At 68.2% G+C, this 26,298-nt stretch carries 24 protein-coding genes; 17 read left to right on the top strand and 7 right to left on the bottom strand.

What is annotated here, in order from left to right; genetic code table 11:
* The first annotated feature begins 101 nt into the window (after positions 1-101).
* Together EPN98_RS20200 and EPN98_RS20195 are read left to right on the top strand one after the other, a co-directional pair.
* Complete coding sequence (locus tag EPN98_RS20200; RefSeq protein WP_293364732.1) at positions 102-1,859, top strand: alpha/beta hydrolase; 1,758 nt, start codon at positions 102-104, stop codon at positions 1,857-1,859.
* Positions 1,860-1,932: 73 nt separating this feature from the next.
* Positions 1,933-2,655, top strand: coding sequence for a hypothetical protein (locus tag EPN98_RS20195; protein WP_293364731.1), 723 nt, complete (start codon positions 1,933-1,935; stop codon positions 2,653-2,655).
* 274 nt (positions 2,656-2,929) lie between these two features.
* Here EPN98_RS20195 and EPN98_RS20190 read toward each other — a convergent pair whose 3' ends face one another.
* Positions 2,930-4,144, bottom strand: a complete 1,215-nt coding sequence (locus tag EPN98_RS20190) for a cyclopropane-fatty-acyl-phospholipid synthase family protein (protein WP_293364730.1) — start codon at positions 4,142-4,144, stop codon at positions 2,930-2,932.
* 180 nt (positions 4,145-4,324) lie between these two features.
* Here EPN98_RS20190 and kdsA point away from each other — a divergent pair, with 180 nt between their 5' ends.
* Genes kdsA through EPN98_RS20160 form a run of 6 tightly spaced genes read left to right on the top strand, consistent with a single transcriptional unit; the run spans position 4,325 to position 10,898 of the window.
* On the top strand, positions 4,325-5,182 hold the full coding sequence (gene kdsA, locus EPN98_RS20185) for a 3-deoxy-8-phosphooctulonate synthase (RefSeq protein WP_293364729.1): 858 nt from the start codon (positions 4,325-4,327) through the stop codon (positions 5,180-5,182).
* Between the two features lie 33 nt (positions 5,183-5,215).
* Positions 5,216-6,694 (top strand): D-glycero-beta-D-manno-heptose 1-phosphate adenylyltransferase, encoded by a 1,479-nt coding sequence (gene rfaE2 / locus EPN98_RS20180; RefSeq protein WP_293364728.1) that lies wholly within the window; start codon positions 5,216-5,218, stop codon positions 6,692-6,694.
* Positions 6,691-7,692 (top strand): ADP-glyceromanno-heptose 6-epimerase, encoded by a 1,002-nt coding sequence (gene rfaD, locus EPN98_RS20175; protein WP_293364727.1) that lies wholly within the window; start codon positions 6,691-6,693, stop codon positions 7,690-7,692. The genes rfaE2 and rfaD overlap by 4 nt, the downstream gene beginning before the upstream one ends.
* 2 nt (positions 7,693-7,694) lie before the next feature.
* Positions 7,695-8,783: a DUF3089 domain-containing protein gene (locus EPN98_RS20170; RefSeq protein WP_293364726.1), complete on the top strand. Its 1,089-nt coding sequence runs from the start codon at positions 7,695-7,697 to the stop codon at positions 8,781-8,783.
* A 31-nt stretch (positions 8,784-8,814) separates the two neighbouring features.
* Entirely contained in the window at positions 8,815-9,810 is a 996-nt protein-coding gene (locus tag EPN98_RS20165) for an NADP-dependent oxidoreductase (protein ID WP_293364725.1), read from the top strand.
* Positions 9,810-10,898, top strand: coding sequence for a M14 family metallopeptidase (locus EPN98_RS20160; RefSeq protein WP_293364724.1), 1,089 nt, complete (start codon positions 9,810-9,812; stop codon positions 10,896-10,898). The genes EPN98_RS20165 and EPN98_RS20160 overlap by 1 nt, the downstream gene beginning before the upstream one ends.
* A 2-nt stretch (positions 10,899-10,900) precedes the next feature.
* Here the strand turns inward: EPN98_RS20160 and EPN98_RS20155 are convergent, their stop codons facing one another.
* Both EPN98_RS20155 and recG read right to left on the bottom strand, forming a co-directional pair.
* Entirely contained in the window at positions 10,901-11,251 is a 351-nt protein-coding gene (locus EPN98_RS20155; protein WP_293364723.1) for a YciI family protein, read from the bottom strand.
* Positions 11,252-11,313: 62 nt separating this feature from the next.
* Positions 11,314-13,389 carry an ATP-dependent DNA helicase RecG gene (recG, locus tag EPN98_RS20150; protein ID WP_293364722.1) on the bottom strand — a complete coding sequence of 692 codons (2,076 nt, stop codon included), beginning with the start codon at positions 13,387-13,389 and terminating at the stop codon, positions 11,314-11,316.
* 37 nt (positions 13,390-13,426) lie between these two features.
* On the opposite strand from recG, the gene EPN98_RS20145 reads away from it, so the two are divergent.
* The 5 genes from EPN98_RS20145 to EPN98_RS20125 all read left to right on the top strand — a co-directional run bounded on the left by EPN98_RS20145 (position 13,427) and on the right by EPN98_RS20125 (position 18,963).
* The gene (locus EPN98_RS20145; protein ID WP_366558505.1) at positions 13,427-14,305 is read left to right on the top strand and encodes a peptidylprolyl isomerase; all 879 of its coding nucleotides are present in this window, start codon (positions 13,427-13,429) and stop codon (positions 14,303-14,305) included.
* Between the two features lie 52 nt (positions 14,306-14,357).
* Positions 14,358-14,654 (top strand): succinate dehydrogenase assembly factor 2, encoded by a 297-nt coding sequence (locus tag EPN98_RS20140; protein WP_293364720.1) that lies wholly within the window; start codon positions 14,358-14,360, stop codon positions 14,652-14,654.
* A gap of 28 nt (positions 14,655-14,682) precedes the next feature.
* Positions 14,683-18,129: a transcription-repair coupling factor gene (gene mfd / locus EPN98_RS20135; RefSeq protein ID WP_293364740.1), complete on the top strand. Its 3,447-nt coding sequence runs from the start codon at positions 14,683-14,685 to the stop codon at positions 18,127-18,129.
* Between the two features lie 20 nt (positions 18,130-18,149).
* Complete coding sequence (locus tag EPN98_RS20130; protein ID WP_293364719.1) at positions 18,150-18,536, top strand: hypothetical protein; 387 nt, start codon at positions 18,150-18,152, stop codon at positions 18,534-18,536.
* A gap of 67 nt (positions 18,537-18,603) precedes the next feature.
* Positions 18,604-18,963, top strand: a complete 360-nt coding sequence (locus EPN98_RS20125) for a hypothetical protein (RefSeq protein ID WP_293364718.1) — start codon at positions 18,604-18,606, stop codon at positions 18,961-18,963.
* Here the strand turns inward: EPN98_RS20125 and EPN98_RS20120 are convergent.
* Both EPN98_RS20120 and EPN98_RS20115 read right to left on the bottom strand, forming a co-directional pair.
* A complete protein-coding gene (locus EPN98_RS20120) occupies positions 18,960-19,490 on the bottom strand; it encodes a CcdC protein domain-containing protein (protein ID WP_293364717.1) in 531 nt (176 codons plus the stop codon). The genes EPN98_RS20125 and EPN98_RS20120 overlap by 4 nt on opposite strands.
* Positions 19,490-20,821, bottom strand: coding sequence for a diguanylate cyclase (locus EPN98_RS20115; RefSeq protein ID WP_293364716.1), 1,332 nt, complete (start codon positions 20,819-20,821; stop codon positions 19,490-19,492). The genes EPN98_RS20120 and EPN98_RS20115 overlap by 1 nt, the downstream gene beginning before the upstream one ends.
* 118 nt (positions 20,822-20,939) lie before the next feature.
* Here EPN98_RS20115 and EPN98_RS20110 point away from each other — a divergent pair, with 118 nt between their 5' ends.
* From EPN98_RS20110 to EPN98_RS20100, 3 genes are all read left to right on the top strand, one after another.
* On the top strand, positions 20,940-21,704 hold the full coding sequence (locus tag EPN98_RS20110; RefSeq protein ID WP_293364715.1) for an SDR family NAD(P)-dependent oxidoreductase: 765 nt from the start codon (positions 20,940-20,942) through the stop codon (positions 21,702-21,704).
* A 64-nt stretch (positions 21,705-21,768) separates the two neighbouring features.
* A complete protein-coding gene (locus EPN98_RS20105) occupies positions 21,769-22,899 on the top strand; it encodes a CaiB/BaiF CoA-transferase family protein (protein ID WP_293364714.1) in 1,131 nt (376 codons plus the stop codon).
* 235 nt (positions 22,900-23,134) lie between these two features.
* Positions 23,135-24,052, top strand: coding sequence for a YihY/virulence factor BrkB family protein (locus tag EPN98_RS20100; RefSeq protein ID WP_293364713.1), 918 nt, complete (start codon positions 23,135-23,137; stop codon positions 24,050-24,052).
* Here EPN98_RS20100 and EPN98_RS20095 read toward each other — a convergent pair.
* A complete protein-coding gene (locus tag EPN98_RS20095; protein ID WP_293364712.1) occupies positions 24,049-24,273 on the bottom strand; it encodes a sulfurtransferase TusA family protein in 225 nt (74 codons plus the stop codon). The genes EPN98_RS20100 and EPN98_RS20095 overlap by 4 nt on opposite strands.
* Positions 24,274-24,352: 79 nt before the next feature.
* On the opposite strand from EPN98_RS20095, the gene EPN98_RS20090 reads away from it, so the two are divergent.
* Positions 24,353-24,904, top strand: a complete 552-nt coding sequence (locus tag EPN98_RS20090; RefSeq protein WP_293364711.1) for an MOSC domain-containing protein — start codon at positions 24,353-24,355, stop codon at positions 24,902-24,904.
* Here EPN98_RS20090 and EPN98_RS20085 read toward each other — a convergent pair.
* Positions 24,901-26,298, bottom strand: a 1,398-nt coding sequence (locus EPN98_RS20085; RefSeq protein ID WP_293364710.1) for a vWA domain-containing protein, incomplete at its 5' end; no start/stop codon positions are given. The genes EPN98_RS20090 and EPN98_RS20085 overlap by 4 nt on opposite strands.

The following is a 26,298-nucleotide window of genomic DNA, read 5'->3' as shown; positions in this document are numbered from 1 at the left end:
TGGTCCGTTGGGCGGATGTGACCTAGCAGCGCGCCCCCGGTTTGCCTACGCTCTTCGGAAATTGTCGGCAGTCATCACAACTCGTTCGGGGGCGGGTGCTCGTGAGACAAGAAGTCGAACACCTTCTCGTCAGCTCGATGGGCGACGTGGGCGATTCTGGCGGCCTGATCGCCTCGGCGCCGTCGTTCAACCGACGCGCAATCATCGCGGCGGTTTTCAACCACGCCGGCGACCCGCTCATCGGCACAAGGGCTTACACGGATATCCGCGACTACCTATCCATCGCCCCGGACGGCTTCGAAGCGGCGAGGCATGGCGCCGTCGTCCGGACGCTCGCAGAGTTCGAACCCCCGTGGGGTGGACGGGAACTCGTGCTGGCCGCGCTTGGTCCGGCGCGCGTTGCGTTCAATTGGCGTTTGCCGGAGGAGATCGCGGAGGTGGCCGGACGCGGCTCGGGGATCGTTCTGCTGACGGCCATGCCGGCGAGCGACGAGCAGGTCCTGATCGGGGCGTGCCAGGCCTTCGGGCTCAACGGCCTGGAGACGCGTGTGGCGATGGGCGCTGTGCGCGCCGGTGACATCCAGCCGATCGCGCGGATCGCTCAAGTCTCTCCAAACACGGCCAAGGAGGCCCTTGCGGGCGCAATGCGCAAAGTCGGCGTCACCCGCCGTGCCGCCCTGGTCGGACGACTTTCGTTGGTCGCGCTGGGCACTGTTCCCAAGGATAGCCATCCGTCATGGCTCAGCGATGCCTGGGGATTGACGGTCCGCCAGGCGCAGATCGCGGGTCTGATCGGCAATGGGATCAGCCGGGGAGACGTGGCGACCGCGCTGGGGCTCGGCCAGGCGGTGGTCCGCAAGGAACTAGAGGCGATCTACCAGACCTTCGGTGTGAACACCGCCGCAGGGCTCGCCCGAAAGCTGGCGGAGTCCCTCGCGGTTCGTTGGCTGACCGAGGCGACGGCCGGCGATATTGGCTTCGACGATGAGTGGTCGGAGCCGCTCAGCATCCTCCGGACGAAGCAGGGGCGGCGCGTTTCCTACAGCGACTACGGCCCGCGGTCCGGACGACCGACACTGGTCTTGCACTCGGCGAGCTCCAACCGGCCGGTCTCGCGCGCCCTGCTTCGCGCCCTACATGGCGCCGGGCGACGCGTAATCGCCATCGACCGGCCAGGATTCGGACTCACCGACGATTTCCGGCGGTCGCGAGAGGTGAGGGCGCGCATGGTCGCCGCCGTCCAGGACACCCTTGAGGTCCTGGACAAGCTGAATATCGCGCAGGCCGACATCGTTTCCCGACACACGCCGCTCGCCGTTCGCTGCCATGTTCTGGCCCCGGAGCGGTTCGGGGTGATCGTGCTGGTCAATCCCGGCCTTCCCGCAGTCGTGGATACGCGGCGATCCGGCCTCTCGGGATTCTCAAAGACGATCTTCGAAGCCAATCCCTGGGCGATCCGCCAGACCCTGCGCGGCGTGGCGGCGCACATGTCCATTCCCCGGCTCGCGCGTCTGTTGCGCACTTGGATGCGGGACAGCCCCGCCGATCGCGCAGCCGCTGAGAATCCCGAGCTGGTGCGCGACTACTTCCGGGGCGTGCGGATGTTCGGGACCGGCCGCGTGAGCGGGTGCGTAGCCGAGATGATCGAGCGGATCCGGGAGGGGCCGATCGAACCGCTGCCGTTCTACAACGAATGGCGAATCCTCGTCGGCTCCAGCGATATCCTGTACGATCCGAGCGAAATGACCGCGTTCTGGCGTCCCCGGCTGCCGGGCGCCACCATCCGGGAGGTTAGGGGCGCCGGCCGCCTGCTGCCCTACAGCCATCCAGAAGCGATCGTCGAAGCCCTCGAGAGCTGATCACCCACCGAATGGCGATGGCCGCGCCGCCAGTGTCGCATCAGGGTGGCGGTTGGTGATGGGGGGAATGACGATGCAGTTCAGGATCAGATCATCCGGCGCGGGCGCTCGTATCGCCGCATTGACATGCTTGGCGCTCGCGAGCGCCGCCGCGGAAGCCCGCGCGGACGTGACGTACTCGTCGGGCGCGTCAGCGAGCGCCTTTAGCCGCGCCGTGCGTTTCGGCGCTGGCGTTTCGCCCCCGGGGGCGACGACTGCGACCGGGACACAATCGTTCAGCCGGTTTGACGCCGGCCCGGTGCCGACCCAGGTCGCCACCAGCGATACGACATACACGTTCCCATTTGCGGGTCCGACCGCGACTGGGACCGCTCAAGCCATGGCCATGGCCGATCTGGCGTCCGGACTGCTCAGAGCCAGGGCGAGCGGCAATTGCGATGGACCTTTCGCCTTCGGCGCCGGCACCGCCTGCAACGTGAGCGGTGAGGCCAACGCCCAGGCCGTTATCACCGATCTGCTCACGTTCACGCCCACCCGCGCCGATGGCCTCGCAGAGGTGTTCCTCAACATCGACGGTAGGGTCACGGAACAGTTTGCCGGAAACGCCCTCGTGTCGGCCTATCTGATGCTGACGCCAGTGGTGTCAGGCAGCTTCGGGACGCCACTGATCGTCAATTTCAACTCCGGGACCGGAACCGTCGTATCAGGCGGCTGGATCAATCCTAACGCGGGCGTGTCCGGCTCGGGCGGCGATATCGCTTTCGGGTTCTCAGCCCTACTGCCTCTGGCCCAATAAACGACCTATGCGATGCGGATGCAGTTGGACGTCCAAGCCCAACGCGGTTCTTCTGTCGACTTCTCGCATACGGCGACGACGAGATTCGGCGTCTCAGGTGTCGAGGTCACTTCCCAGTCCGGCGTCTTCAATGCCGTGACGCCCATCGGCGGCGGGGTGCCCGAGCCGCAGGCGTGGGTCCTCATGCTCGCAGGGTTCTTTTGGGCCGGCTCGGCGCTCCGGGGCTCGCGGGCGTTGGGGCCGCGGCGCGGCTGAGCGACGGCGCCAGAGCCGCTCAGCCGCGCATCAGGCTGAGTTGCACCACGTCGGTCCGCGCGGTGCGGAAGCCGGCTTCGCAGTAGCTGAGGTAGAAGCGCCACAGCTTGCGGAACCGCTCGTCGAAGCCCAGGTGCACGATCTCGTCCCAGGCCGCTTCGAACCGTCGCGCCCACTCGGCCAGCGTGTCGGCATAGTGGACGCCGAAGCGGCTGATGGGCCCCCACGAGAGGCCCGCGCGGTCGGTGGCCGCCCTGAGCCTTTCCTCCGACGGCAGCATGCCGCCCGGGAAAATGTACTTCTGGATGAAGTCGGGCGTGCGTTTGTAGTGCTCGAAGTACTCGTCGCGGATCGTGATGATCTGCAGGCCGGCCTGGCCGCCGGGCTTCAGGCTCTCGCGCACCTTGTCGAAATAGGTGGGCCAGTAGCGCTCGCCGACGGCCTCGAACATCTCGATGGAGGCCACCCGGTCGAACTGGCCCCCCACGTCGCGATAGTCCACCAGCCGGATGTCTGCCCGCTCGTTCAGGCCCTGGCGGAACATCCGCTCCTTGGCGAACTTGAACTGTTCTTCCGAGATCGTGATGGCGGTGACCTTGGCACCCACGTCCTTGGCCGCGAACTCGGCGAAGCCGCCCCAGCCGCAGCCGATCTCCAGCACGTGGTGGTCGCGAGCCAGCCCCATGCTCTCGCACAGCGTCCGGTACTTGCGGGCCTGGGCCTCTGACAGCTTCTCGCCGGGCTTCTCGAACCGCGCCGCCGAGTAGGTCATCGAGGAATCGAGCCATCGCTCATAGAAGGCGTTGCCCAGGTCGTAGTGAGCCTGGATATTCTTCTTCGACCCCGCCCGGCTGTTGGCGTTGCCGAACGCATGCTCGAGCACGTTGAGCGCGGCCATGAACCGGTTGCCGAACGAGACCTTTTCGAAGCGGGCGTAGTTCGAGGCCAGCACCTCCAGCAGCACCGAAAGGTCGGGGGTGTCCCACTCGCCGGCCATGTAGCCTTCGCCGAAGCCGATGGTCCCGTTCGAGATGGTGCGCTTGATAAAGTCGTAGTCGTTGACGATCAGGCGCGCCTCGGGGCCAGGCGTCGCGCCCTCCAGCCGAATCTCGCGGCCATCCGGCAACACGAAGGTCATGATCCCCGTGTTCCAGTTCCGGATGATCGTCCGGGCCGCCGTCCGAAACACAAACGGCGTTCCTGAAAGGTCCGTCACTGGCGAACCTCTAACCATTCCTGACGCCCCCATACGCATGCCGAGGATAAACGCCGACAGCGGTGCGCGCTATCGGATGCCCGAGGGATACGGTCAAGACACTCGAAGGGACGCGCGGCGATCGAAGTTGCTCCAATGGGTCTTGACTGATCAACGCGCCGGGCGACTTAGGGCGCCACTGCCTGTGCAAGGAATATCATGGCCGTCCTCACCCTGAAGAGCCGCAACCTCTCCATCGGCGACGGATGTCCCCTGGTCGTGATCGCCGGGATCAACGTCTTCGAAGACCTGGATATGGCGCTGGAGGTCGGGCGCGAGCTGAAGACGACCTGCGCGGATCTTGGGCTGCCCTATGTTTTCAAGGCCAGTTTCGACAAGGCGAACCGCTCGTCGATCACCAGTTATCGCGGGCCTGGCCTGGCCGAGGGCCTGAAAATGCTGGCGGCGGTGAAGACAGAGCTGGATGTGCCGATCTGTACCGATCTGCATGAGATCGACCAAGCCGAGCCCGTGGCCGCGGTCGCGGACCTGGTCCAGATCCCAGCCTTTCTGTGTCGACAGACTGACCTGGTGGTCGCCACGGCCCGCGCGACCGCCGCGGCAGGGGGTCTGCTGCACGTAAAGAAGGCCCAGTTCCTGGCGCCCTGGGACACGCGCGCGATCGTCGACAAGATCCGTGACGCCACCGACGGCAAGGACCTCACCATCCTGTGCGAGCGCGGGGCCTCGTTCGGCTACAACAACTTGGTCGTCGACATGCTGGGCATCGGCCGGATGAAGGAGCTGGGCGTGCCGGTTACGATCGACGCCACCCATGCGGTCCAGCTGCCGGGCGCCGACCCTAGGGGCAACAGCATCGCGACGGGCGGCCGGCGAGAGGGCGTGCCGATTATCGCCAAGGCGGCGGTTGCGGCCGGGGCCGACGGCGTCTTCCTGGAGTTCCACCCCGATCCCGATAGGGCGCTGTGCGATGGCCCCAGCGCGCTGCCCGTGACGGATGCGGCCGCGCTGCTGGCGACGCTGAAGGCCGTGCACCAGGCCGTGCGCGCCGCTTGACCGGCTCGCCGACGCGACGCACAGGCTAGCGCCATGGATTTGGCCGCACTCCAGAGCCTGCTCGGCGCGCTTCCCGGAACCCGCGTCGCGTGCGTTGGCGACCTCATGGTCGACCGGTTCGTGTATGGCGCGGTGACGCGCGTATCGCCCGAGGCGCCTATTCCTGTTCTCGCGCGCTCGCATGAGCTGAAGATGCTGGGCGGCGCCGGCAACGTGGCGCGCAACGTCGCCGCGCTCGGGGGCTCGGTCGCCCTGGTGGGCCTCGTCGGCGGCGACGGAGAGGGGCACGAGGCGTCTCGTCTGGTGGGCGAGGAAGAGCCGGCCATCGAGGGCTATCTCGTCACCGACGCCGATCGGCCGACCACGCTGAAAACGCGCTTTGTCTCCAGCGGCCAGCAGCTGCTGCGCGTCGACCTCGAGGAGAGCCGTCCGGTCACAGGCGAGGTCGAGCAGCGGGTCATCAGGACGCTGCGCGACGCCGCGCGCGGCGCCGGCGTCATCATGATCTCGGACTACGGCAAGGGCGTCGTCACCGACGGGGTCATCGCCGCCGCGCTGGAGGCCGCCGCCGAGACCGGGGCCATGCTGATCGTGGACTCCAAGGCTCGCTCGTTCGCCCGCTATGGCGAGGTCGACCTGGTGAAGCCCAACGCGGCCGAGCTGTCGTACGCCACCGAACTGCCCACCGAGACCGACGAACAGATCGAAGTCGCCATCGCCCGGGCGCTTGAACTGTGGGCGACCAAGGGCGTGCTGGTGACCCGCGCCGCCAAGGGCGTGTCGCTGGGCCTGCGTGGCCAACCGGTGCGCCACTTCCGCACAACCGCGCGCGAGGTGTTCGACGCCTCGGGGGCCGGAGACACGGCGCTCGCGGCCCTGGGCCTGGCGCTGGCGGCGAACGCCAGCCTGGATGACGCCATCGCCTTCGCCCAGCTGTCGTCGGGTGTCGCGGTCGGCAAGGCGGGAACGGCCACGGTCGGTCCGGACGAACTGATCGAGGCGGTGCTGTCGGCCCATACCGCACAGGCCGAGGGCAAGGTCGCCACGGCCCAGCGCATGGTCGAGGAGGTCGCCCGTTGGCGCGCCCAGGGCCTGCGGATCGGCTTCACGAACGGCTGCTTCGACATCCTGCACAGGGGTCATGTGGCGTATCTGGCCCAGGCCCGGAGCTGGTGCGACCGCCTGATCGTGGGCGTGAACTCCGACGCCTCGGTTCGCGCGCTCAAGGGCGAGGGGCGGCCGGTGAACGATCTGGAGTCTCGCGCCCTGGTGCTGGCCGGACTGCGCAGCGTCGACCTGGTGGCGCCGTTCGACGAAGCCACGCCGATCAAGCTGATCGAGGCGGCCCGGCCCGACGTCCTGGTCAAGGGCGCTGACTATTCGGAGGATCAGGTGGTCGGCGGCGCCGAGGTGAAGTCCTGGGGCGGCATCGTTCGGCTGGCCGACATCGTCGATGGACAGTCCACGACCGCCGCGATCGCGCGCATGGCCCTCAAGGAGGCGAAGGGATGAGCAGGCGGATCGTCTTCGTCACCGGCGGCGCCGGCTTCATCGGCTCGAATATCGTGGCCAAACTGGCCGAGGACCGCTCGCTGGACCTCGTGGTCTGCGACCGGCTGCGCGAGGTCGAGACCGGCAAGTGGCGCAACCTCGCCAAGCACCCCATCGGCGACTTCGTCCACCCCGAGGACATGTTCGACTGGCTGGAGAAGCGCTGGCGCGACGTCGAGATGGTGGTCCACATGGGCGCGGTGTCGTCCACCACCGAGCTCGACGCCGATAAGATCATCCGCTCGAACTTCCAGCTCAGCCGCGATCTCTTCCGCTGGTGCGCCGATCGCCAGCGGCGGCTGATCTATGCCAGTTCTGCCGCCACCTATGGCGCCGGCGAGCACGGGTTCGACGACGACAATGACTATGAGGCGCTGGCCCGCCTGAAGCCCCTCAACACCTACGGGTGGTCGAAGGCCCTGTTCGACCTGTTCGCCGCGCGGCAGGCGGGTCGGGACTACGCGCCGCCGCAGTGGGTGGGCCTCAAGTTCTTCAATGTCTACGGGCCCAACGAGGAGCATAAGCACTCGATGAAGTCGGTGGCCTCGCAGATCTGGCCGAAGGTGCGCGAGGGCCACGCTGTGCAGTTGTTCAAGAGCTATCGGCCCGACGTGGCCGACGGCGGGCAGAACCGGGACTTCGTCTACGTCCGCGACGTCGCGGACGTGACCCGCTGGCTGCTCGACAGCCCGCAGGTGAATGGAATCTACAACCTGGGCTCCGGGACCGCCCGCAGCTTCGAGGACATGGCGCGGCAGGTGTTTGCGGCGGCGGGGAAAAACGCCCAGATCGAGTATACGCCCATGCCGCCGGCGATCCGCGACAAGTACCAGTACTTCACCGAGGCGAAGATGCACCGGTTGGCCGCGGCCGGTTATGAACGCCCGCTCACGGGCCTGGAGGAAGGGATCGGCGACTACGTCGGGCGCTACCTCAGCCAGCCGGACCCGTACCGCTGAGCATGGCGCAGGCTCCGCGACGCACGCGCTGGTGGCTCGCGGGGCTTCTCGCGCTGCTGATCGTGCTGACGGCAGGGATTGCGGTGTTCTGGGGCGATCTGGTTTCGACGGCCCTCGACCCCAAGGTGCCTTTCCAGACCTACGATCCGCCGCCTGGACCCGACTACGCGACGAAGGCGGCCTGGCATTTGCGGCCCCAGGCGAACAACCCGCTGGACGCCGACGTTTTCTTCATCGCCCCGACCACCTATGACGGCGGCCGCAACTGGAACTCGCGACTGAACGCCAAGCGCGCCAACCGGCAGTTCCAGAACGTGATGGCGCCCAACTATGTGGGCCCCTTCGTCAGTGTGGGCCGGGTCTTTGCGCCGCGCTACCGCCAGGCCAGCCTCTACAGCCTCACCACCCTGCGCGAGGACGCCCGCGAGGCGCGGCAGTTCGCCTACGGGGACATCCGCGACGCCTTCCGCTGGTACGTCGATCAGGACAACGGCGGCCGACCGTTTGTCCTGGTGGGCGTGGAGCAGGGCGGCACGCTGGGCCTGCGGCTGCTGACCGAGGAGATCGCCCGCGACCCGGCGCTGCGCAGCCGGCTGGTGGCCGCCTACCTCATCGACACCGTGAGCCCCGCCGACGCGCCGCCCATCGCGCCTTGCGTCCAGCGGCGCCAGGCGGGCTGCCTGGCCGCCTGGGCGCCGGTCTATGAAGGCGACTTCGACGCGGGCAAGCGACTGCTCGAGCGCGCCCTGGTCTGGAACACCCGTGGAGAGCTCGAGAACATCAGTCCGCGGCCGGCGTTGTGCTTCAATCCGATCCTGGGCGCCGTCACCGACCAGCCGGCGCCGATGCGCCTGCACCTGGGCGCCGCCAACGCGACGGGGCTGGAATGGGGCGCGCGGCCGGCGTTCATGGCCCGTCAGGTCGCGGCCCGCTGCGAGGATGGCGTGTTGCATGTGACCCGACCCCGCTCGGCGTCACTCAAGCCTACGGGCAGTTGGGCCGACCGGCGCAAGGCTCCGGGGTTCAACCTGTTTTACGCCGACCTGGAAGCCGATGCGAAAGCCCGGCTGGCGGCGTGGCGCGCGCAGTGATTAGGTCGCGCTCAAAGAGAGGGAACCGCCCATGACCAACCGCCAGATCGTGCTCGACCGCCTGCCCGGCGGCGAGCGCCTCGCGCCCGAGCACTTCGCCCTGCAGACCGCAGAGCGGCCCACGGCTGGCCCGGGCGAAGTGCTGCTGAAGACCCGCTACATCTCGCTGGACGCGGCCAACCGGGCCTGGATGCAGGGAGCGACATATCGCGCGGCGCTGGCGGGCGGTCAGGTGATGGCCGGCGGCGGGCTCTCGGAAGTCGTGCAGTCCAATGTCGATCACCTGAAGCCCGGCGACCTCGTGTTCGCCGACGCCGGCTGGCAGGAGTATGCCGTGCTGCCGGGCAAGCACCTGTCGAAGCTGCCCGACCTGAAGCCTGAGACGCACCTGCTCAGCGTCTACGGGGTTGCGGGCCTGACCGCGTACTTCGGTTTCCTCGAGTGCGGCCAGCCTAAAGCCGGCGACACCGTCGTCATCTCGGCCGCCGCGGGCTCGGTGGGCTCGATCGTGGGCCAGATCGCCAAGATCAAGGGTTGCCGGGTGGTGGGCATCGCCGGGGGCGAGGAGAAGGGCCGCTGGCTGACCGATGAGCTCGGGTTCGATGCGGCCGTCGACTACAAGAGCCCGGAGTTCAAGCGCCAGCTGCGCGCTGCCGTTCCCGACGGGATCGACGTCTATTTTGACAACACCGGCGGCGACATCTTCGAGGCCTGCCTGTTCGCCATGAAGAACCACGGCCGGATCGCCTGCTGCGGCGCGCTCTCGTCTTATGACGGCGCGCCGCCTCCGCATGGGCCTCGCGGCATTCCGGGGCTCATCGTGACCAAGCGCCTGACGCTGCGCGGCTTCGTGGTGATGGATTTCGCAGACCAGAACGCCCGCGCCCTGGCCGATCTGCAGGCTTGGGTCGCGTCAGGCCAGCTCAAGGTCCAGGAGGACATCATCGACGGCCTGGAGAACCTGCCCGCGGCGCTGATCGGCCTGCTGGGCGGTGAGAACCGCGGCAAGCGGATGGTGCGCGTCTAGTGGCGGAGGGGCCCTTCAGCGCCACCTATGCCGTGGCCCGCAGCAAGTTCCTGGATGCGGCCCAGGCGGCGGGCGCCTCGATCGCCAGCTACGTCCATCCCGAGAAGGGGCCCGACGGGGGCGAACTCGCCACTGACACGGCCTGGATCGGGCCCGCCGACGCGGCAGCTGTGCTGGTCCTGGTCTCGGCCACCCATGGGGTCGAGGGCCACTGCGGCTCGGGCGCCCAGGTCGACTGGCTCCGGCGCGGGGAGGCGGCCCACATCCCGACCGGCGGCGCCGTCCTGCTGATCCACGCCATCAACCCCTACGGCTTCGCCTGGAGCCGGCGGGTGACGCACGAGAACGTCGACCTGAACCGCAACTTCATCGACTTCGCCAAGCCGCTGCCTGCCAATCCGGCCTACGACGCGCTGGCGCAGGCCGTTAAGCCGCAGGCCTGGACCGAGGACGCGCGCAACCAGTCACGGGCGGAACTGCTGGCCTACGCCCGGGAGCATGGCTTTCCGGCGCTGGTCCAGGCGATGTCGGGCGGCCAGTACGCGCATCCCGACGGGATATTCTACGGCGGGACGGGCCCCACCTGGTCGCGCCGGACCCTGGAGGCGATCTTCCGGGAGCGGCTCTCCGCGGCCCGCGACATCGGCATCATCGACTATCACACCGGGCTCGGACCCGAGGGCTATGCCGAACAGATCGTCAGCGCCTTGCCGAACACCGACGAATACCGTCGCGCCGCCCAATGGCATGGTCTGGCCGTCGCCAGCCAGAGCGGCGGCGAGTCGGTTTCGGCCAAGCTGGCCGGCGACTGGCTGGACGCGGCGCCGAGGCTGATGGCCCATGCGCGGGTGACCGGGATCGCGCTGGAGTACGGCACGGTCGCGACCGCCGAGGTGCTCGAGGCCCTCCGCGCCGACAACTGGCTGCACGTCCACGGCGACCCCCTGAGCCCGGAGGGCCAGGCGATCAAGGCTCAGGTGCGCGACGCCTTCTACGTGGACACCGACGTGTGGCGCGGAATGGTTCTCGGCCAATCGCTGATCGCCACGCGTCAGGCCCTGGCGGGCCTGGCGCGGGCGATCGCCTGATCTCAGCCGATATCGAGCTCCGGCCGCACCTCGATCGTGCCATGCCGGGCCATGGGGATGCCCTGTGCGATCCGCAGCGCCTCGTCCCGGTCGGTGGCCTCGATGAAGATGAAGCCGCAGAGGACTTCCTTGGTCTCGGCGAACGGACCATCGAAAATCAGCGGCTTGCCCTTTCGCACCCGGACGCTGCGGGCAGTCTGCACACCCTGCAACGCCGAGGCGGCAAGGAAATGGCCAGCCGCCTCCAGCTCATTGTCGTAAGCGAGGGAATCGCGGTCGAGCTCGGCCTTCTCCAGGGCGGAAAGGCGGGAAAGGGCTTCGGGTTCGGCGTAGACGAGGCAAATGAATTTCACGGCGCACTCCGGATTGGGTCACGCCCAAGGTCGAATGGAGCAGGCCCGATCCGACATTTTCGTCAGCCGGCGTCTCGCAGGGCGAGGCCCGCCTTCCAGTCGAACAGTTCCGAAAGGATCCTGAGCGCCTTGCCGCGCTCAGATGTCATCCCCGGATCGCGGTTGACGATCAATCGCGCGTCGTCGCCGGCGGTTGCGATGAGGTCGCGGTGGACGAACGGGTCGGCGAAGACGTAGTCGGGCAGACCGCTCTGGCGAAGACCCAGGGCGTCGCCGCCGCCGCGCAGCTCCAGGTCCTTCTCGGCGATGACGAACCCGTCGTCGGTGCGCCGCAGGATGTCAAGGCGCTGTTGCGCGGTCTCGCTGAGCGGCGGGTCGTAAAGCAGGACACAGGCGCTCTCGCGGCGACCGCGGCCCACCCGGCCGCGCAGCTGGTGCAGCTGGGCTAAGCCGAAACGCTCGGCCTGCTCGATGACCATGATGGTCGCGTTGGGCACGTTGACGCCCACCTCGACGACCGTGGTGGCCACCAGCACCGAGATCCGGCCATCGGCGAAGTCGGCCATGACGGCGTCCTTCTCGGCGCCGCTGAGCTGGCCGTGGACGAGACCCACCTTGTCGCCCAGCACCTCGCGCAGCGCGATCGCCCGCATCTCGGCGGCGGCTAGGTCGCTGACCTCGGATTCCGAGACGAGGGGGCAGATCCAGAAGGCCTGGGCCCCGCCGGTCACCGCGTCGCGCAGGCGTCCCACGATCTCGTCCAGCCGAGGCATCGGCACGGCGCGGGTGGCTACGGGCGTGCGGCCGGGGGGCTTCTCGTCGATGCGGCTGACGTCGAGGTCGCCGTACATCGTGAGCTCCAGGGTCCGCGGGATGGGCGTGGCCGACATCGCCGCCAGATGCACCGCCTCGCCCTTCGCCTGCAGCCGCTGGCGCTCGGCTACGCCGAACCGGTGCTGCTCGTCGATCACCACCAGCTGCAGCCTGTGGAACGCCACCTCGTCCTGAAACAGGGCGTGAGTGCCGACGGCGACCTGCGCGGCGCCGCTGGCCAGGGCCCGCAGCTTCTCGGCCCGCGCGGCGCCCTTGTCGCGACCGGTCAGCAGAACGACGCCGATGCCATGGGCCGCCAGGGGCGCGGACAGCGTCTCGAAGTGCTGGCGCGCGAGGATCTCGGTGGGGGCCATCAGCGCGCTCTGCCCGCCGGCTTCGGCCACGTCGGCCATGGCCAGCATCGCGACCACCGTCTTGCCTGACCCCACATCTCCTTGGATCAGGCGGCTCATCCGTTCGCCGGCCTGGAAATCGGCGCGCACATCGGCCAGCGCCCGCTCCTGCGCTCCGGTCAGCGCGAAGGGCAGATCGGCGCGGACGCTTTCGGCGAGCGCGCCGGGCCGGATCGTCGGCGCAGGTTCCCGGCGGCGGGCCGCCTTGCGCTGGGCCATCGCCAGCTGGTGGGCCAGCACCTCGTCATAGGCCAGCCGTCGACGGTGGACGCTGAGAGGCGAGAGGTCGGCGTCGCTCTCGGGATGGTGCATGCGCGACAGCGCCTCGCGCCAGGTCGGAAACCGCTCGCGCGACACGAACGCTGGATCCTGCCACTCGGGAAGGTCAGGCGCTTGGGCCAGCGCCTCCAGGGCGAAGCCGCGGACCCGGCGTGGCGGCAACCCCTCGGTCGCCGGATAGATGGGCTCGATCTCGGGGATGTCCTCGGCCTTGGCCGGATCGATGATGTAGTCGGGGTGGACCATCTGTCGGCCGAATTTCGTCTCTTCGACCCTTCCCGAGACCAGGCGACGCGCGCCCACGGGATGGCGCTGTTCCAGCTGCCCGCCAAAGCCGCCGAAGAAGGCCAGGGTGAGGAACCCGGTCTCGTCCGCCACCCGCACGCGCCACGGCTGGGCGTTGGTGCGCGGGCGCTGAAAGTCGTTGATGACCACGTCGAAGGTCATGACCTGTCCGTCGATGGCTTCCGCGAGCGTCCCGGTCGTGCGCCGGATGACCGAGTGCGGGCGTAGCCAGAGGACGTCGCGCACGATCGGTCCCGCGACGCGCTCGAGCAGCGGCGCGACGCGGGGGCCGACCCCTTTGAGGGTCGTGATCGGCGAATAGAGCGAGAACAGAATCTCCGGCCGCATGACTGCACCATAGCCTTCCGGCGAGAGCCCGCGCATCATGCGCCGTACGCACCGGCCGCGCGCCGGGCCAGAGTTGGGGGCAGGGATGCGAGCAGGGGCTTTTGGCGCGGCGCTGGCTGCGTTGGTCTTGGTGGGTTGCAGTTCAGGAGGGCCTGGCAAGGACGTCGCCGCCGTCGTGGGCGGGGAGACGATCACAATCGCGGAACTGGACCGCGAGCTGGCCATCTCGGGCGTCGCCAAGGCCGCCGACCCTGCGGCGCGCAAGGCCGCGCTGGACGAGATCGTCCTGCGCAAACTGCTGGCCAAGGCGGCGCGGGCCCAGGGGCTGGACAAGTCTCCCGACGCGCTGCAGGCCAAGCGGATCGCCGATGAATCGTTCAACGCCAACCTGGAGCGGATCGCGACCATCGCGAAGGCGCCCAAGCCGACCCCGGATGAGGTCAAGGCGTTCATCGCGTCCAGGCCGGAACAGTTCGCGCGGCGAACGGGCTATCTGATCGATCAACTGCAGGTGCCCCAGGCCCATACCCCCGACATGGTCGCGGCCTTCCTCCCGACCAAGACGCTGGAAGAGGCCGAGGCTGTGCTGAAGGCGCGGCAGATGCCGTACCGGCGTGTCGTGCTGCCCATGGATACGCTGCGTACCGACCCCCGGCTCTCAGCCGCCGTAGCCAAGGTGCCTACCGGTGAGCCGTTCGTCCTTCCGGGCGCCGACAGCTTCACGATCAATCGGATCCGCGGCTCGCAGGTCCAGCCGCTCACGGGGCCGCAGGCGGAAGCGGTCGCGCGTGAGATGATCCATGCCGAGCGGATCAACAAGGCGCTCAAGGACCACATCGACGCGCTGCGCAGAGAGCAGGTGGTCTACGGTCCGGCCTTCGCAAACGAGACAAAGGCCACCGCCCCGTCGACCTGACGAGTTCCGCTGGCGCACGGGGCCCGGGGGCCCTATATCCCCTCGTCCTCGAATGAGCACCGACGAAGCACGCCTTAAGAAACTGAAGCTGCGCGCATGGCGCCGGGGCTTCAGGGAAGCGGACCTCATTCTGGGGCCGTTTGCGGACATCCACGTCTCGACGTTCTCCCCTGACGAACTCAACTGGTTCGAGGGGTTGCTCGACGTTCCGGACCAGGACCTATACGGCTGGATCCTTGAGCGCGAGCCGACGCCCGCCGAGTTCGACGGCCCCTTGATGAACAAGCTCAAGGCCTTTCGCGATCAGGCCTACAAGGGCATCTCTCCCAAGGGTCAGGCCGGTGGCTGACGGCAACCGGCCCTCCGGCCAGGCCCTCATGCGCCGGGTGGCCGATGATCCCGGTCGCCTCGACCTGGTGGGCGCGCCCGAGGGCTTCGACGCCCTGGTGATGGCCGACATGGTCAAGGCGCGCAAAGGGCTATCGGTGTTCGTGGCCCGCGACGCCGCGCGCCTGTCGGCCTTTGCCGACGCCTTCGCGTTCTTTGGCCAGGGCGTCGAGGTCCTGACGTTTCCGGCGTGGGACTGCCTGCCGTACGACCGGATCGGCCCTTCGTCCGGTGTCGCTGCGCAACGCATGGCGACGCTGTCGCGGCTGGGGCAGGGGCTGGACGACAAGCCGCGGCTGTTGATCACCACCGTGCCCGCCCTGATCCAGCGCGTGCCCCCCAAGGTCGCCGTCCAGCGCGCCAGCTATTCGGCCAAGGTCGGCAACTCGGTCGATATCGCCGAGGTCGAGCGCTATTTCGCCGTGAACGGCTACAGCCGCGCCTCGACCGTGTCCGAAAAGGGTGAGTTCGCGATCCGCGGCGGAGTGATCGACGTCTACCCGTCCTCGGCCGAGGAGCCGGTGCGCCTGGACCTGTTCGGCGACACGCTGGAAAGCATCCGCGCCTTCGATCCCGAGACCCAGCGTTCGACGAAGCAGCTCCGCGAGATCTCGCTGCTGCCCGTCAGCGAGGCCCTGCTGGACAAGGACGCCGTGAGCCGCTTCCGCACCGGCTATCTGGAGACGTTCGGCGCCCCCGGCGGCGACCCGCTGTACGACACCATCTCCGAGGGGGGTCGGCGCGCGGGGATGGAGCACTATCTGCCGCTCTTCTACGCCGACCTGGCGACGCTGTTCGACTACCTGCCCGACAACACCGCCATAGCGCTGGATCACCTGGCTCGCGACGCCCGTGACGAACGGCTGGCCATGGTGGAAGACGCCTACGACGCTCGGGCCAATACCGAGCGGAAGTCTCACTACCATCCGCTGGAGCCCCTGCGTCTCTACCTGGACGCGGCCGAGTGGGACGAGCGGCTCAAGGTTCGGCCGGTCCGCCGTTTCTCGGGTTTCAATGAAGCCGAGGGCGAGGCGGTCATCGACATGGGCGCTCGCGCCGGCCGCAACTTCTCGGCCGAGCGGAAGCTGGACAGTGTCAATCTGTTCGAGGCCACGGTCGATCACGCCAACAAGATATCGGCCGACGGCAAACGGGTGCTGTTCGCCTCTTGGTCCGACGGCTCCTCCGACCGGCTGAGCCATATGCTGGCTGACCATGGCCTGAAGTCCCTGCCGCTCGCGCCGTACTGGGATGCGGCCAGGGCTGCCGATCCCAAGAAGCCTCAGCGCGTTGTCCTGCCGCTCGATGCGGGTTTCGAGACCGACACGTTGGCGGTCATCTCCGAGACCGACATCCTGGGCGACCGCCTGGCGCGCCCGCGCAAGCGCAGGCGGGCGGCGAACTTCCTGGCCGAAGCCTCGGCGCTGACGCCCGGCGACCTGGTCGTCCATATCGATCACGGTATCGGCCGCTACGAGGGCCTGAAGACCCTCGACGTCCAGGGCGCCCCGCACGACACCCTGGAATTGCAGTACGGCGGCGAGGCCAAGCTGTACCTGCCGGTCGAGAACATCGACCTGCTCACCCGCTACGGCGCCGAGAGCGAAGGCGTACAACTCGACCGCCTTGGCGGCGCGGCCTGGCAGGCGCGCAAGGCCAAGGCGAAGGAACGTCTGCGCGAGATGGCCGGCGGTCTGATCCGCATCGCCGCCGAGCGCGCCACCAAGATGACCGACGCGGTCGAGCCGCCCAGCGGGCTGTTCGACGAATTCTGCGCCCGCTTCCCCTATGAGGAGACCGAGGACCAGCTCAACGCCATCGGCGACGTGCTGGAGGACCTGGGCGCCGGGCGGCCGATGGACCGCCTGATCTGCGGCGACGTGGGCTTCGGCAAGACCGAGGTGGCGCTCCGGGCCGCGTTCGTGGTGGCCATGAGCGGCCAGCAGGTGGCGGTCGTGGCGCCGACGACGTTGCTGGCGCGTCAGCACTACAAGACGTTCTCCGAGCGCTTCGAGGGCTGGCCCGTGCGCGTACGCCGTCTGTCGCGCCTGGTGCCCGCCAGGGAGCAGGCCGAGACTCGCGACGGCCTGTCGAACGGCGAGGTCGAGATCGTCATCGGGACGCACGCGGTGCTCTCGAAGCAGGTCAGCTTCAAGAACCTGGGTCTGGTGATCGTCGACGAGGAGCAGCACTTCGGGGTCAAGCACAAGGAGAAGCTCAAGGAGCTTCGCGCCGACGTGCACATGCTGACCCTGACCGCCACGCCGATCCCGCGCACGCTGCAGATGTCGCTCTCGGGCATCCGGGAGATGTCGATCATCGCCACCCCGCCGGTCGACCGGCTGGCGGTGCGGACCTACATCACGCCCTGGGACCCGGTCGTCATCCGCGAGGCCCTGCTGCGCGAGAAGTACCGTGGCGGCCAAGCCTACTTTGTCTGCCCACGCATCAGCGACCTGCCCGAACTGGAGCGGTTCATCCGCGAGCAGGTGCCTGAGGTGAAGTTCGTCGTGGGCCACGGTCAGATGGCGCCGACGCAGCTCGAGGAGGTGATGACCGCCTTCTACGACGGCCAGTACGACGTCCTTCTGTCGACGACGATCGTCGAGAGCGGCCTGGATATCCCGACCGCAAACACCATGATCATCCACCGCGCCGACATGTTCGGCCTGGCCCAGATGTACCAGCTGCGCGGCCGGGTTGGGCGGTCGAAGGCGCGCGCCTACGCCTACCTGACGACGCCCGCCGAGAAGCAGATCACGCTGTCGGCGGAGAAGCGCCTCAAGGTCCTGCAGTCGCTGGACAGCCTGGGGGCGGGCTTCCAGCTGGCCAGCCACGACCTGGACCAGCGCGGCGGGGGCAACCTGCTGGGCGAGGAACAGTCGGGCCACATCCGCGAGATCGGCGTCGAGCTGTACCAGCAGATGCTCGAGGATGCGGTCAACGAGCTGAAGGCCCTGGTGGACGCCGGTGAAGTCCCGGACCGGGGCTGGTCGCCGCAGATCAACACCGGCGCCGCTGTCCTGATCCCCGACGACTATGTGCCGGACCTCACGGTGCGCCTGTCGCTGTATCGCCGCCTGTCAGAGGCCGAAAAGGCGCAGGATCGCGAGGCTCTGGCCGCCGAACTCATCGATCGCTTCGGTCCGCTTCCTCCCGAGGCCGACCAGCTGCTCAAGGTGGTTGCGATCAAGGGGCTGTGTCGCGAGGCCAACGTCGCCAAGATCGACGTGGGACCGAAGGGCGCCGTCGTGAGCTTCCGGAACGAGTTCTTCAAGAACCCGGCCGGTCTCGTCGCCTTTGTGGCCAAGAACCAGATCGCCTGGCGGATCCGTCCGGACAACAAGGTGGTTGTGAAGGGCGAGTGGGAGACGCCCAAACAGCGCCTCGATGCCGCCGAGAAAGTGCTCGCCGAGCTGGCCAGGCTGGCGGCGTAGATCTGAAAAGGAATGCGCCGATGCGCCGTGTCGCCTGCTTGCTTGCCCTGACCGCTGGGGTGGCCGCCGCTGCCGGGCCCGTCGCGGCCCAGGCGCCGCTGACCGCTGATCAGGCCGACGTCCGCTGCCTGATGGTGATGCAGGTCGTGGCCCGTGATCCGAAGGTGAAGGAGCAGGGCACGAAGGGCGTCATCTTCTACACCGGCCGCCTGTCTGGTCGCGGCGCGGTGTCCCGCATCGAGGCGATCATCAAGGCCGAGGCGGCCAAGATGTCGCCCCAGCAGGCCAAGGCCGAACTCCAGCGCTGCTCCAACGACCTCAACGCCCGTGGCCAGGAGCTGAATGCGGTCAATCAGCGGCTCGCCGCGTCGGTGAGACCGGGCGCGCCCACGCCTCCCAGGAAGTAGCGCTCTGGCGAAACGCCGTTAGCCGGCGCATCCTTCAGCCACGTCGCATCAGATGACGGGGGGAAACGTGAGGATGCTTCTGCTGGCGGCGAGCTTGCTCGCCGCGACGCCGCTTGTGGCCGCCGCCGAGGACGAATCGGTTCGGGACGCGAACCGCCAGGACGTCCGCTGCTTCATCGGCATGGCCGTGATGAGCCGCAACGAGCAATACAAGTCCTGGGGCGCGCTGGGCATGTTCTTCTATGCGGGCCGCGTCGAAGGCCGCACGCCAGGCTTTGATCTGTCCGACGCCGTGAAGCGCGAGGCGCGGGCTATTGCGCCCGCCAGCTACAACGATCTGATCCGGGAATGCAGCGACAGGCTGGGCGAGAAGAGCCGGTCGCTGGAGGCGATGAAGCCGCCCCCGCCTCGTGGCGTCGGCCGCTAGCGCGCGGTCGCCTTCGCCTCCGAGATCATGCGGCGGGCGCGGATCCACCACTCCAGGCGCTGGGTGGTGACCACGCCGACCGCCAGCAGGAGGAAGCTGTCGGTGATCTCGGCAGCCGTGAGGTGCAGCACCGAGGCCTCGCTGCCCAGCACGCTGCGCAGAATGTAGCGCAGGGCGAAGATCCCCAAGATCAGCAGCATGCCGATCGGCGAGACGCGGCTGGTGACCACATGGGTCTCGGGGTCGATGGTGAAGCGGCTGGCGCGGCCGCGCCACCAGCCGAGCAGCGCGCCCAGGCCGACGGCGAGGATATCGACGCCGACTCCCAGCAGGCCCGGCGGCGGACTTGTCGCGAAGACCGCGAGGCTCAGCGCCGTCAGGATCGCGGGCGAGATCCACAGGCGCTCGACCTTGAGTGTGCGGGCCCGCGAATTGCGCAGGATCACGAGGCCGATAACGAGGAGCGGGATCAGGTAGGACCAGGTCTCGGGGCCGAACGTGCGGCCCTCCGGAGAGAACGGAAGCATCAGCTCGCCTTGAGTGAGTGCGCCATCGCGGCCGCCTGCTCCAAGGCGTAACCCACACTTTCGGGAGACGCCACTTCTGCGACCCCCAGGTCGAACTCAACCACAAAGGGCGTCGCGCCCTGGCCGGCTTCGAAGGCCGTGCAACCGATCACGGCGGCGATGCGCTCGCCGGCGGCGCGGGCGGCATGCAGGGGCGTCGCGGGCAGGGCCAGCGCGAACACCTCGGGCGCAAGACGTGCGGCCGTGTCTTCCACGCGGACCAGTCGACCGATCATCGAACCGATCTGCGGCACGGCGCGGGCCACCCAGCCCCCCGCGCGCGGCGCCTTCAGTTCAGCCTTCTCCGAGACTTTCAGCATGCAGACGCTCAAGGGGCGATTGCGCTCGCGGGCGCTGCGCGCCAGGCGCATCAGGTGGCTGGCGAAGAGGTCGCGGGTGAAGAGGCCGGTCGCGGCGTCCATCAGGCCTGAGTTGCGCGCCTGTTCCAGCGCCGTCCGTACCGATTTCTGCCGGCGATACGCGCGGGCCAGTTCAACCACGCGCACCGCGGTTTCGGATTCGGGCGTGTCGGGCGAGGCGACGTCCGAGATGCCACGATGGAAGGCTTCAGAGGCCGTCATCGCGGACTCGGCGCGCATGTAGAGCAGGGCGGGGGTGTGATAGAGGCGGGTGTTGCGGCGCAGGCCCGCTGCGATCGATAGCGCTTCGTGCGGGTTGTCGCCTGCCCAGAGCACGACGGCGTCGAACGGTTTTTCGTGCAGATAGTCGAAGGCGGTAAAGGCGGTGAAGGCCCCCACCACCTCGGCGCCATTGCGCGAGAGGGCGTTGGAGAGGGCCAGGAACTGCGGCGCCGGCTCGCCGATCGCCAGCACCCGGAAGGCGGTGGGATCGCTCGAGGGCGGGTCAAGCGCATGGCCGCGCTCGGAGAAGGTCTCGATCCTGACCTCGAACTCTTCCTCGGCCACGGCGGTGCGCACCAGCGTCTCCAGCCGCATGGCGGCCTGGGCCGGATGCAGCGGACCTGCGAGAGTCACGTCGAAGCCGCGGTCGCGGAGCAAGGGATCCGGCGATCCCATAGCCATGACGGGCAGACGCCTTGGGGCGCAGGCGGCGCGCAGACGCTCGGCGATGCCCTCAGGGGCGCCCTCGACGCCGGCGATATCGACGATGGCCGCCTGGATCTGCAGGTCGGCCAACGCCGCGCAGGCCGCAGCCTCTGTGCGCGCCGTGAGCGTACGCCAGCCAAGGCGATCAAGTCCCTCGGCCAGGGGACCGGCCGTGGAATCGTCGCGCGCCAAAATCAAAACCCGCGCCTGGACCCCTGCCGTCATATCCTCATCCAATTGCGCCCATTCGATCCAGAGCACGGAATCGCGCGCGGCCGGAAGGTCTTCCCATACCTTGGGTCAGGTTGCAGAAGGGTTTCTTGTCGCACGGGGAGGTTGGTCTTTGACTGCGGATCTGACGGGAAGTGTCGCGTTCATCACGGGCGCGAGCGGCGGGCTGGGGGCGCACTTCGCCCGGCTCCTGGCGCGACGGGGCGCCGCGGTGGCGATCACCGCGCGTCGGGTCGACCGGATTTCGGCCCTCGCCGATGAAATCTGCGCGGCGGGCGGCAAGGCCATCGCCCTCTCGCTGGACGTCGCCCAGGCCGAGGCCATCGGTCCCGCACTGGACGCGGCGGCGGCTCAACTGGGGCCCATCAGCATCCTGATCAACAATGCCGGCGTGGGCGGGGAAGGGTTGGCCCTGGACCTGTCGATCGAGGACTTCGACGCCACCTTCGCGGTGAACGTCCGGGGGACCTACTTCGCGGCCCGTGAAGCGGCGAGGCGGATGATCGCCGCCGGGATCGAGGGGCGGATCGTGAACATCGGGTCGATCGCCAGCCACACCGTCTTGCCGGGTCTTTCGGCCTACTGCGGCTCAAAAGCGGCGGTGGCCATGCTGACCCGCAGCATGGCGCGCGAATGGGCCCGCAAGGGTCTGGCCGTCAACGCGCTGTGCCCCGGCTATATCGAGACCGCCATCAACGATGCCTGGTGGCCCACCGAAGGCGGCCAGAAGCAGTTGAAGGGCTTTCCGCGTCGCCGCCTGATGGACGCCGAGGATCTGGACGAGGCCTTCCTGATGCTGGCGGGTCCGGGCGCCAAGGCGATCACCGGCAGTGTCATCACCATCGACGACGGTCAGTCTCTGCCGGGCGGCGGTTGATCCAGCGGCTTGGCTGACCGAGCGGCAAGGCGGTTAGATTCCGCGAAAGACCAGGGAGACACGCATGCGTCAGGGACCGCTTACCGGCCTGAAGATCGTTGAGTTCGCGGGCATCGGGCCGGGCCCATTCTGCGGCATGCTGCTTTCGGACCTGGGCGCGGACGTGGTCCGGGTGGACCGCAAGGGGCAGGGCCGCGGCGCGCCCAGCGATGTGACGGCGCGCGGTCGCCGCTCGGTGGCGCTGGACCTGAAGACGCCTGAGGCGGTCGAGGCTTGTCTGAAGCTGATGGACGCCGCCGACGGCATCATCGAGGGCTTCCGCCCCGGCGTGATGGAGCGCCTGGGGCTGGGACCGGACGTGGCGCTGAAGCGCAATCCCAAGCTGGTGTACGGCCGCATGACGGGGTGGGGCCAGACCGGCCCGCTGGCCCATTCCGCCGGCCACGACATGAACTACATCGCCATCACTGGGGCCCTGCACGCCATCGGCACCGACGACAAACCGGTTCCGCCTCTGAACCTGGTGGGCGACTTCGGGGGCGGGGCGCTTTACCTCGCCTTCGGCCTGATGGCCGGGATCATCCAAGCCCGCGAGACCGGTAAGGGCCAGGTTGTGGACTGCGCCATGAGCGACGGCGCCGCCTCGTTGATGGCGATGTTCTACGGCATGAAGGGCGCGGGCATCTGGAAGGAGGAGCGGCGCAAGAACCTGCTGGATGGCGGCGCGCACTTCTACGACACCTACCAGTGCAGCGACGGCAAGTGGGTCTCGATCGGCTCCATCGAGCCGCAGTTCTACGCTCTGCTGCTGCAGAAGACCGGGATCAACGACCCCGACTTCGCCAAGCAGCACGACCGCGGGATGTGGCCCGAGCTGCGCGAGAAGCTGGCCAACGTGATCGCCCAGAAGACCCAGGCCGAGTGGACCGAGATCATGGGCGGCACCGACGTGTGCTTCGCCCCGATCCTTGATCTGGACGAGGCGCCGAAGCATCCGCACAACGTCGCACGCAGCACGTTCGTCGAGGTCGCGGGCGTGACCCAGCCGGCGCCTGCCCCGCGCTTCTCGGCCACGCCGGGCGCGATCCAGGGTCCGCCTCCGGCGATCGGCGCGCACGACCAGGAGGCGCTCAGCGACTGGGGCTTCTCGGCGGGCGAGATCGGGGCGCTCAAGGCGGCCGGAGCCCTCGCCTGAGCTGAGGCTGCAACCTCCAATTTGCGTGAAGGCGCCGTTCAGCCTGGGTTCAGCCGCGCGGCGCGAGATTGATGCTCGGATCGGACGTCGCGCTCTCCCGTCCCTCGAAGCGGCGGACGATCCGGATGGAACGACACGCCCATCGACGGCGCGCTGCCTACTAACCCAGGCGGCGCGCCGTTATGGTATGGGGCGGCCCCTTTAGCGGCCGAGTCGGCCCGGATATGCCGCCCGAATGAGACTTCCAACGCTGATCACCCGCCTTCGGGCCCGGGATTTCGATCCCCTCATGGCCCTGCGGATCAGCCTCATCGTCCTGGGCAAGTCGCTGACCCGCCTCTGGGGGCGCGACGTGATGCTCTATAACGGCGGCGTCTCGTTCTTCGTCATGCTGGCGATCTTCCCGGCCATCGCCATCCTGATGGGCCTCTACTCGATCCTGGCCGATCCGGCGTTGGTGGCGCAGCAGGGCGAGACGCTGGCTCAGGTCATGCCGGATGCGGCGCGTCTGATCTTCCAGAGCGAGCTGATCCGCCTGTCCCAGGCGCCGCCCACCACGGTGTCGGTTCAGAGCGGCCTGGCTCTGTTCATCGGGGGCTACGCCTCGCATCGTGGGTTCAAGGCGCTGCTTGCGGGCCTGTCGTTCATTCACGACGAGGACAAGCCCCGCGGCTTCGTGGGCTTCAACCTGCTGGCGCTTGCGGTGCTCATCGCGGCGATGGGCGCGCTCGGCGCCTTGTCGGCGGTCTTCTTCACGTTCCGAATCCTGGGCGAGACCCTGGACCTCCGGCCGCTGCGCGGCACGCTTTGGCTCTACAGCGAGTGGACCTGGGCCAGCGTCGGGATGACGCTGGGAATGACCTTGATCTATCGCTGGGCCATGTCGCGCGAGCCCGTCGAATGGCGCGCTTCTCTGCTGGGCGGGATCGTGGCGGCGGGCTTGTGCATCTTTGCGTCGTGGGGGCTGGGGATTTACGTCGAGCAGATCGTCCAGCTGGGCGCCACCTACGGCTCGGTCGCGACCGTCGTCATCTTCCTGATCTGGCTGTCCTGGAACGTGAACGCCATCTTCTTTGGGGGCGCGCTGGCGACCGAGGTCGAACTCGCCGCCCACAGTCGCCGCGTGCCGCTGGCCTCGGAGCACCCGAACTAGCGGCGCGCCACCACGAAGCTGAGCGCCCCGTCCGTCTCCGACATCTCAATCACCTCGGCGTCGGCCTGGGCAGCGAAGTGCGGCACGTCGATGCGGGCCAGGGGATCGTCGGCCAACAGCCGCACCCGCGCGCCCGCCGGCGCGGCCTCCAGCGCCCTGCGCAGGCGCAGGGTCGGGACCGGACAGCGATGTCCCCGCGCGTCGACCAGGATCTCCGTCATGCGCGCCGCATACACCAACCGGTCGGCCGGGCACAGGGTGGGCTGGCCACGGGACAGGCGCGCCGCTAGCTAGGCTCGGATGGAAGCCCCGCATGCGATCGTCGTGGCCGTCAGCCGCAAGTCCGGTCATGGCGTCGACAAGCCGAACCAACTGATGATCCGCCTCGTCGAGGGGCGGGGAGTCGAGGGCGACGCCCACTACGGCGCGACGGTGAAGCACCGCAGCCGCGTCCGGCAGAACCCCGATCAGCCGAATCTGCGTCAGGTCCACCTCATCCACGCCGAGTTGCACGACGAACTCGAGCCCCTGGGCTACCGAGTGACGCCGGGCCTGATGGGCGAGAACATCACCACCCGCGGGGTCGACCTGCTTGCGCTCTCGCGCGGCGCGCGGCTGCGCCTGGGCGGAGAGGCGATTGTGGAAGTGACCGGGCTGCGCAATCCCTGCACGCAGCTGGACGCGCTCGAGCCCGGCCTGATGGCGGCCTGTCTGGGGCGCGGGCCAAATGGAGAGCCCGTCCGCAAGGCTGGCGTGATGGCCGTGGTTCTCCAGGGGGGCGAGGTCAGGGCAGGCGACCCCATCGTGGTGGAGCCGCCCCCTGACCCTCACGAGCCGTTGAGGCCCGTCTAGCGCGAGAGATGCAGGGCCGCGATTTGGCCGGCCACGCTCTCGAACACCTGCGTGAGCGTCCCTGAGCTGTGCACGTCGTAGAAGTAGTCCCGTCCTGAGGCGCAGTTCTTCAGCAGGTCGCTGGTGCCCGTGTCGACCTCCACCCGGATCGTATAGATCTCGATGTGCTTGGCCTTGATGTTGTCGCACAGCTTGCTGAGACGGGAATCCAGGGCGGCGGTCCGCTCGGCCTTCGAGGCCCCCTGCTGCAGGGGCGTGTTGTTCGACTTCAGCACGCGTCCCTGCCAGATGTAGCCGGTGGCCGCGTAGCTGCCGTCGTTCGGCGTATCGCGCTGCGAGATCGTGTTCTCGCCGTCGGTCATAAGCACGATGACCTTCTTCGTCTTCGGGGCGTCATAGGCCGAGCCGTCGCTGAACGGCGCATGCGGCGTCAGTGTGTTCCACCCCCACATGAGGCCGATCGGAATATTCGTGTTCCCGCTGGCGCTCAGCGCGTCGACCCAGCCGGTTAGGGATGTAAAGTCGGTCGTCAGGCGGCGGATCTGCGACATGCCGCAGCCCGCATTGGGGCCGAAGGTGGTGTCCAGCGTGGCCTTCTTCTTCCCGCCGTACTTGTTGACCATCCCCTGGCGCACCCGCCAGTTCGAGCTGTTGGTGTTGTCCGGGATGTAGTCGTTGTCGTAATCGTCGCCGTAGCCGCTGGTCTTGCTGTCGGGCTCGTCGACTGCGAAGTACGGCGTGTACAGCGTGGCCGGGGTCGCCGTCGTCGGCGCGTCGTCCTGGATGTCGTAAGGGGCCTTGCGCATCTCCAGGCAACCGCGCCAGGTGACCGCCAGCGTCGAGAACAACTGAAAGCGGTTGGCGAACTGTGTGCCGCTGGACGTGGTGAAAATCTCATTGTTGATCGGCGAGATGCCGTTCTGATCCACCCACGTCGAATTGCGATACGTCGTGCCGTCGACCCGCACGGCGTTGGCGAACGGCACCAGCGAGATCTTCACTGCGTCAGGCTCGACATGCTTGTCCGAGACATCCTTCATCTTGGCGATGAAGGCCTTGGCGGCGTCCTTCATGTCGTCGAGCTTGTCGCCCTCGTTCATCGAGCCCGTGGTGTCGAGCACCAGGGCGATCTCGACCTTCATGTCGGCTCGGACCACCTCGGTCGAGGCGTTGATCGTCATGGGCCCGCCGGTGACCAGTCCCGCCACGAAGGGTGTGACGGTTACCTGGGCCGTGGCCTGGACCTTGCCGTCGGCCGAGAATTTGAAATTGGACGCCGCCAGCCGATAGTCGGTTCCCAGCTTCAGGTTCTGACCCAGGTAGCGGTCGCCGTAGGTCTTCAGCTGAGCGTCGGTCGTGGCGTTGGTGCGCGCCGCGGCGAGCGCGGCGGCGTC

Origin of the sequence: Phenylobacterium sp., from assembly GCF_004299445.1 — a bacterium.
In the GTDB taxonomy this organism is placed as follows: domain Bacteria; phylum Pseudomonadota; class Alphaproteobacteria; order Caulobacterales; family Caulobacteraceae; genus Phenylobacterium.
Note: the sequence above shows the minus strand (reverse complement) of the source record. Positions and strands in the feature narration are given on the sequence as shown.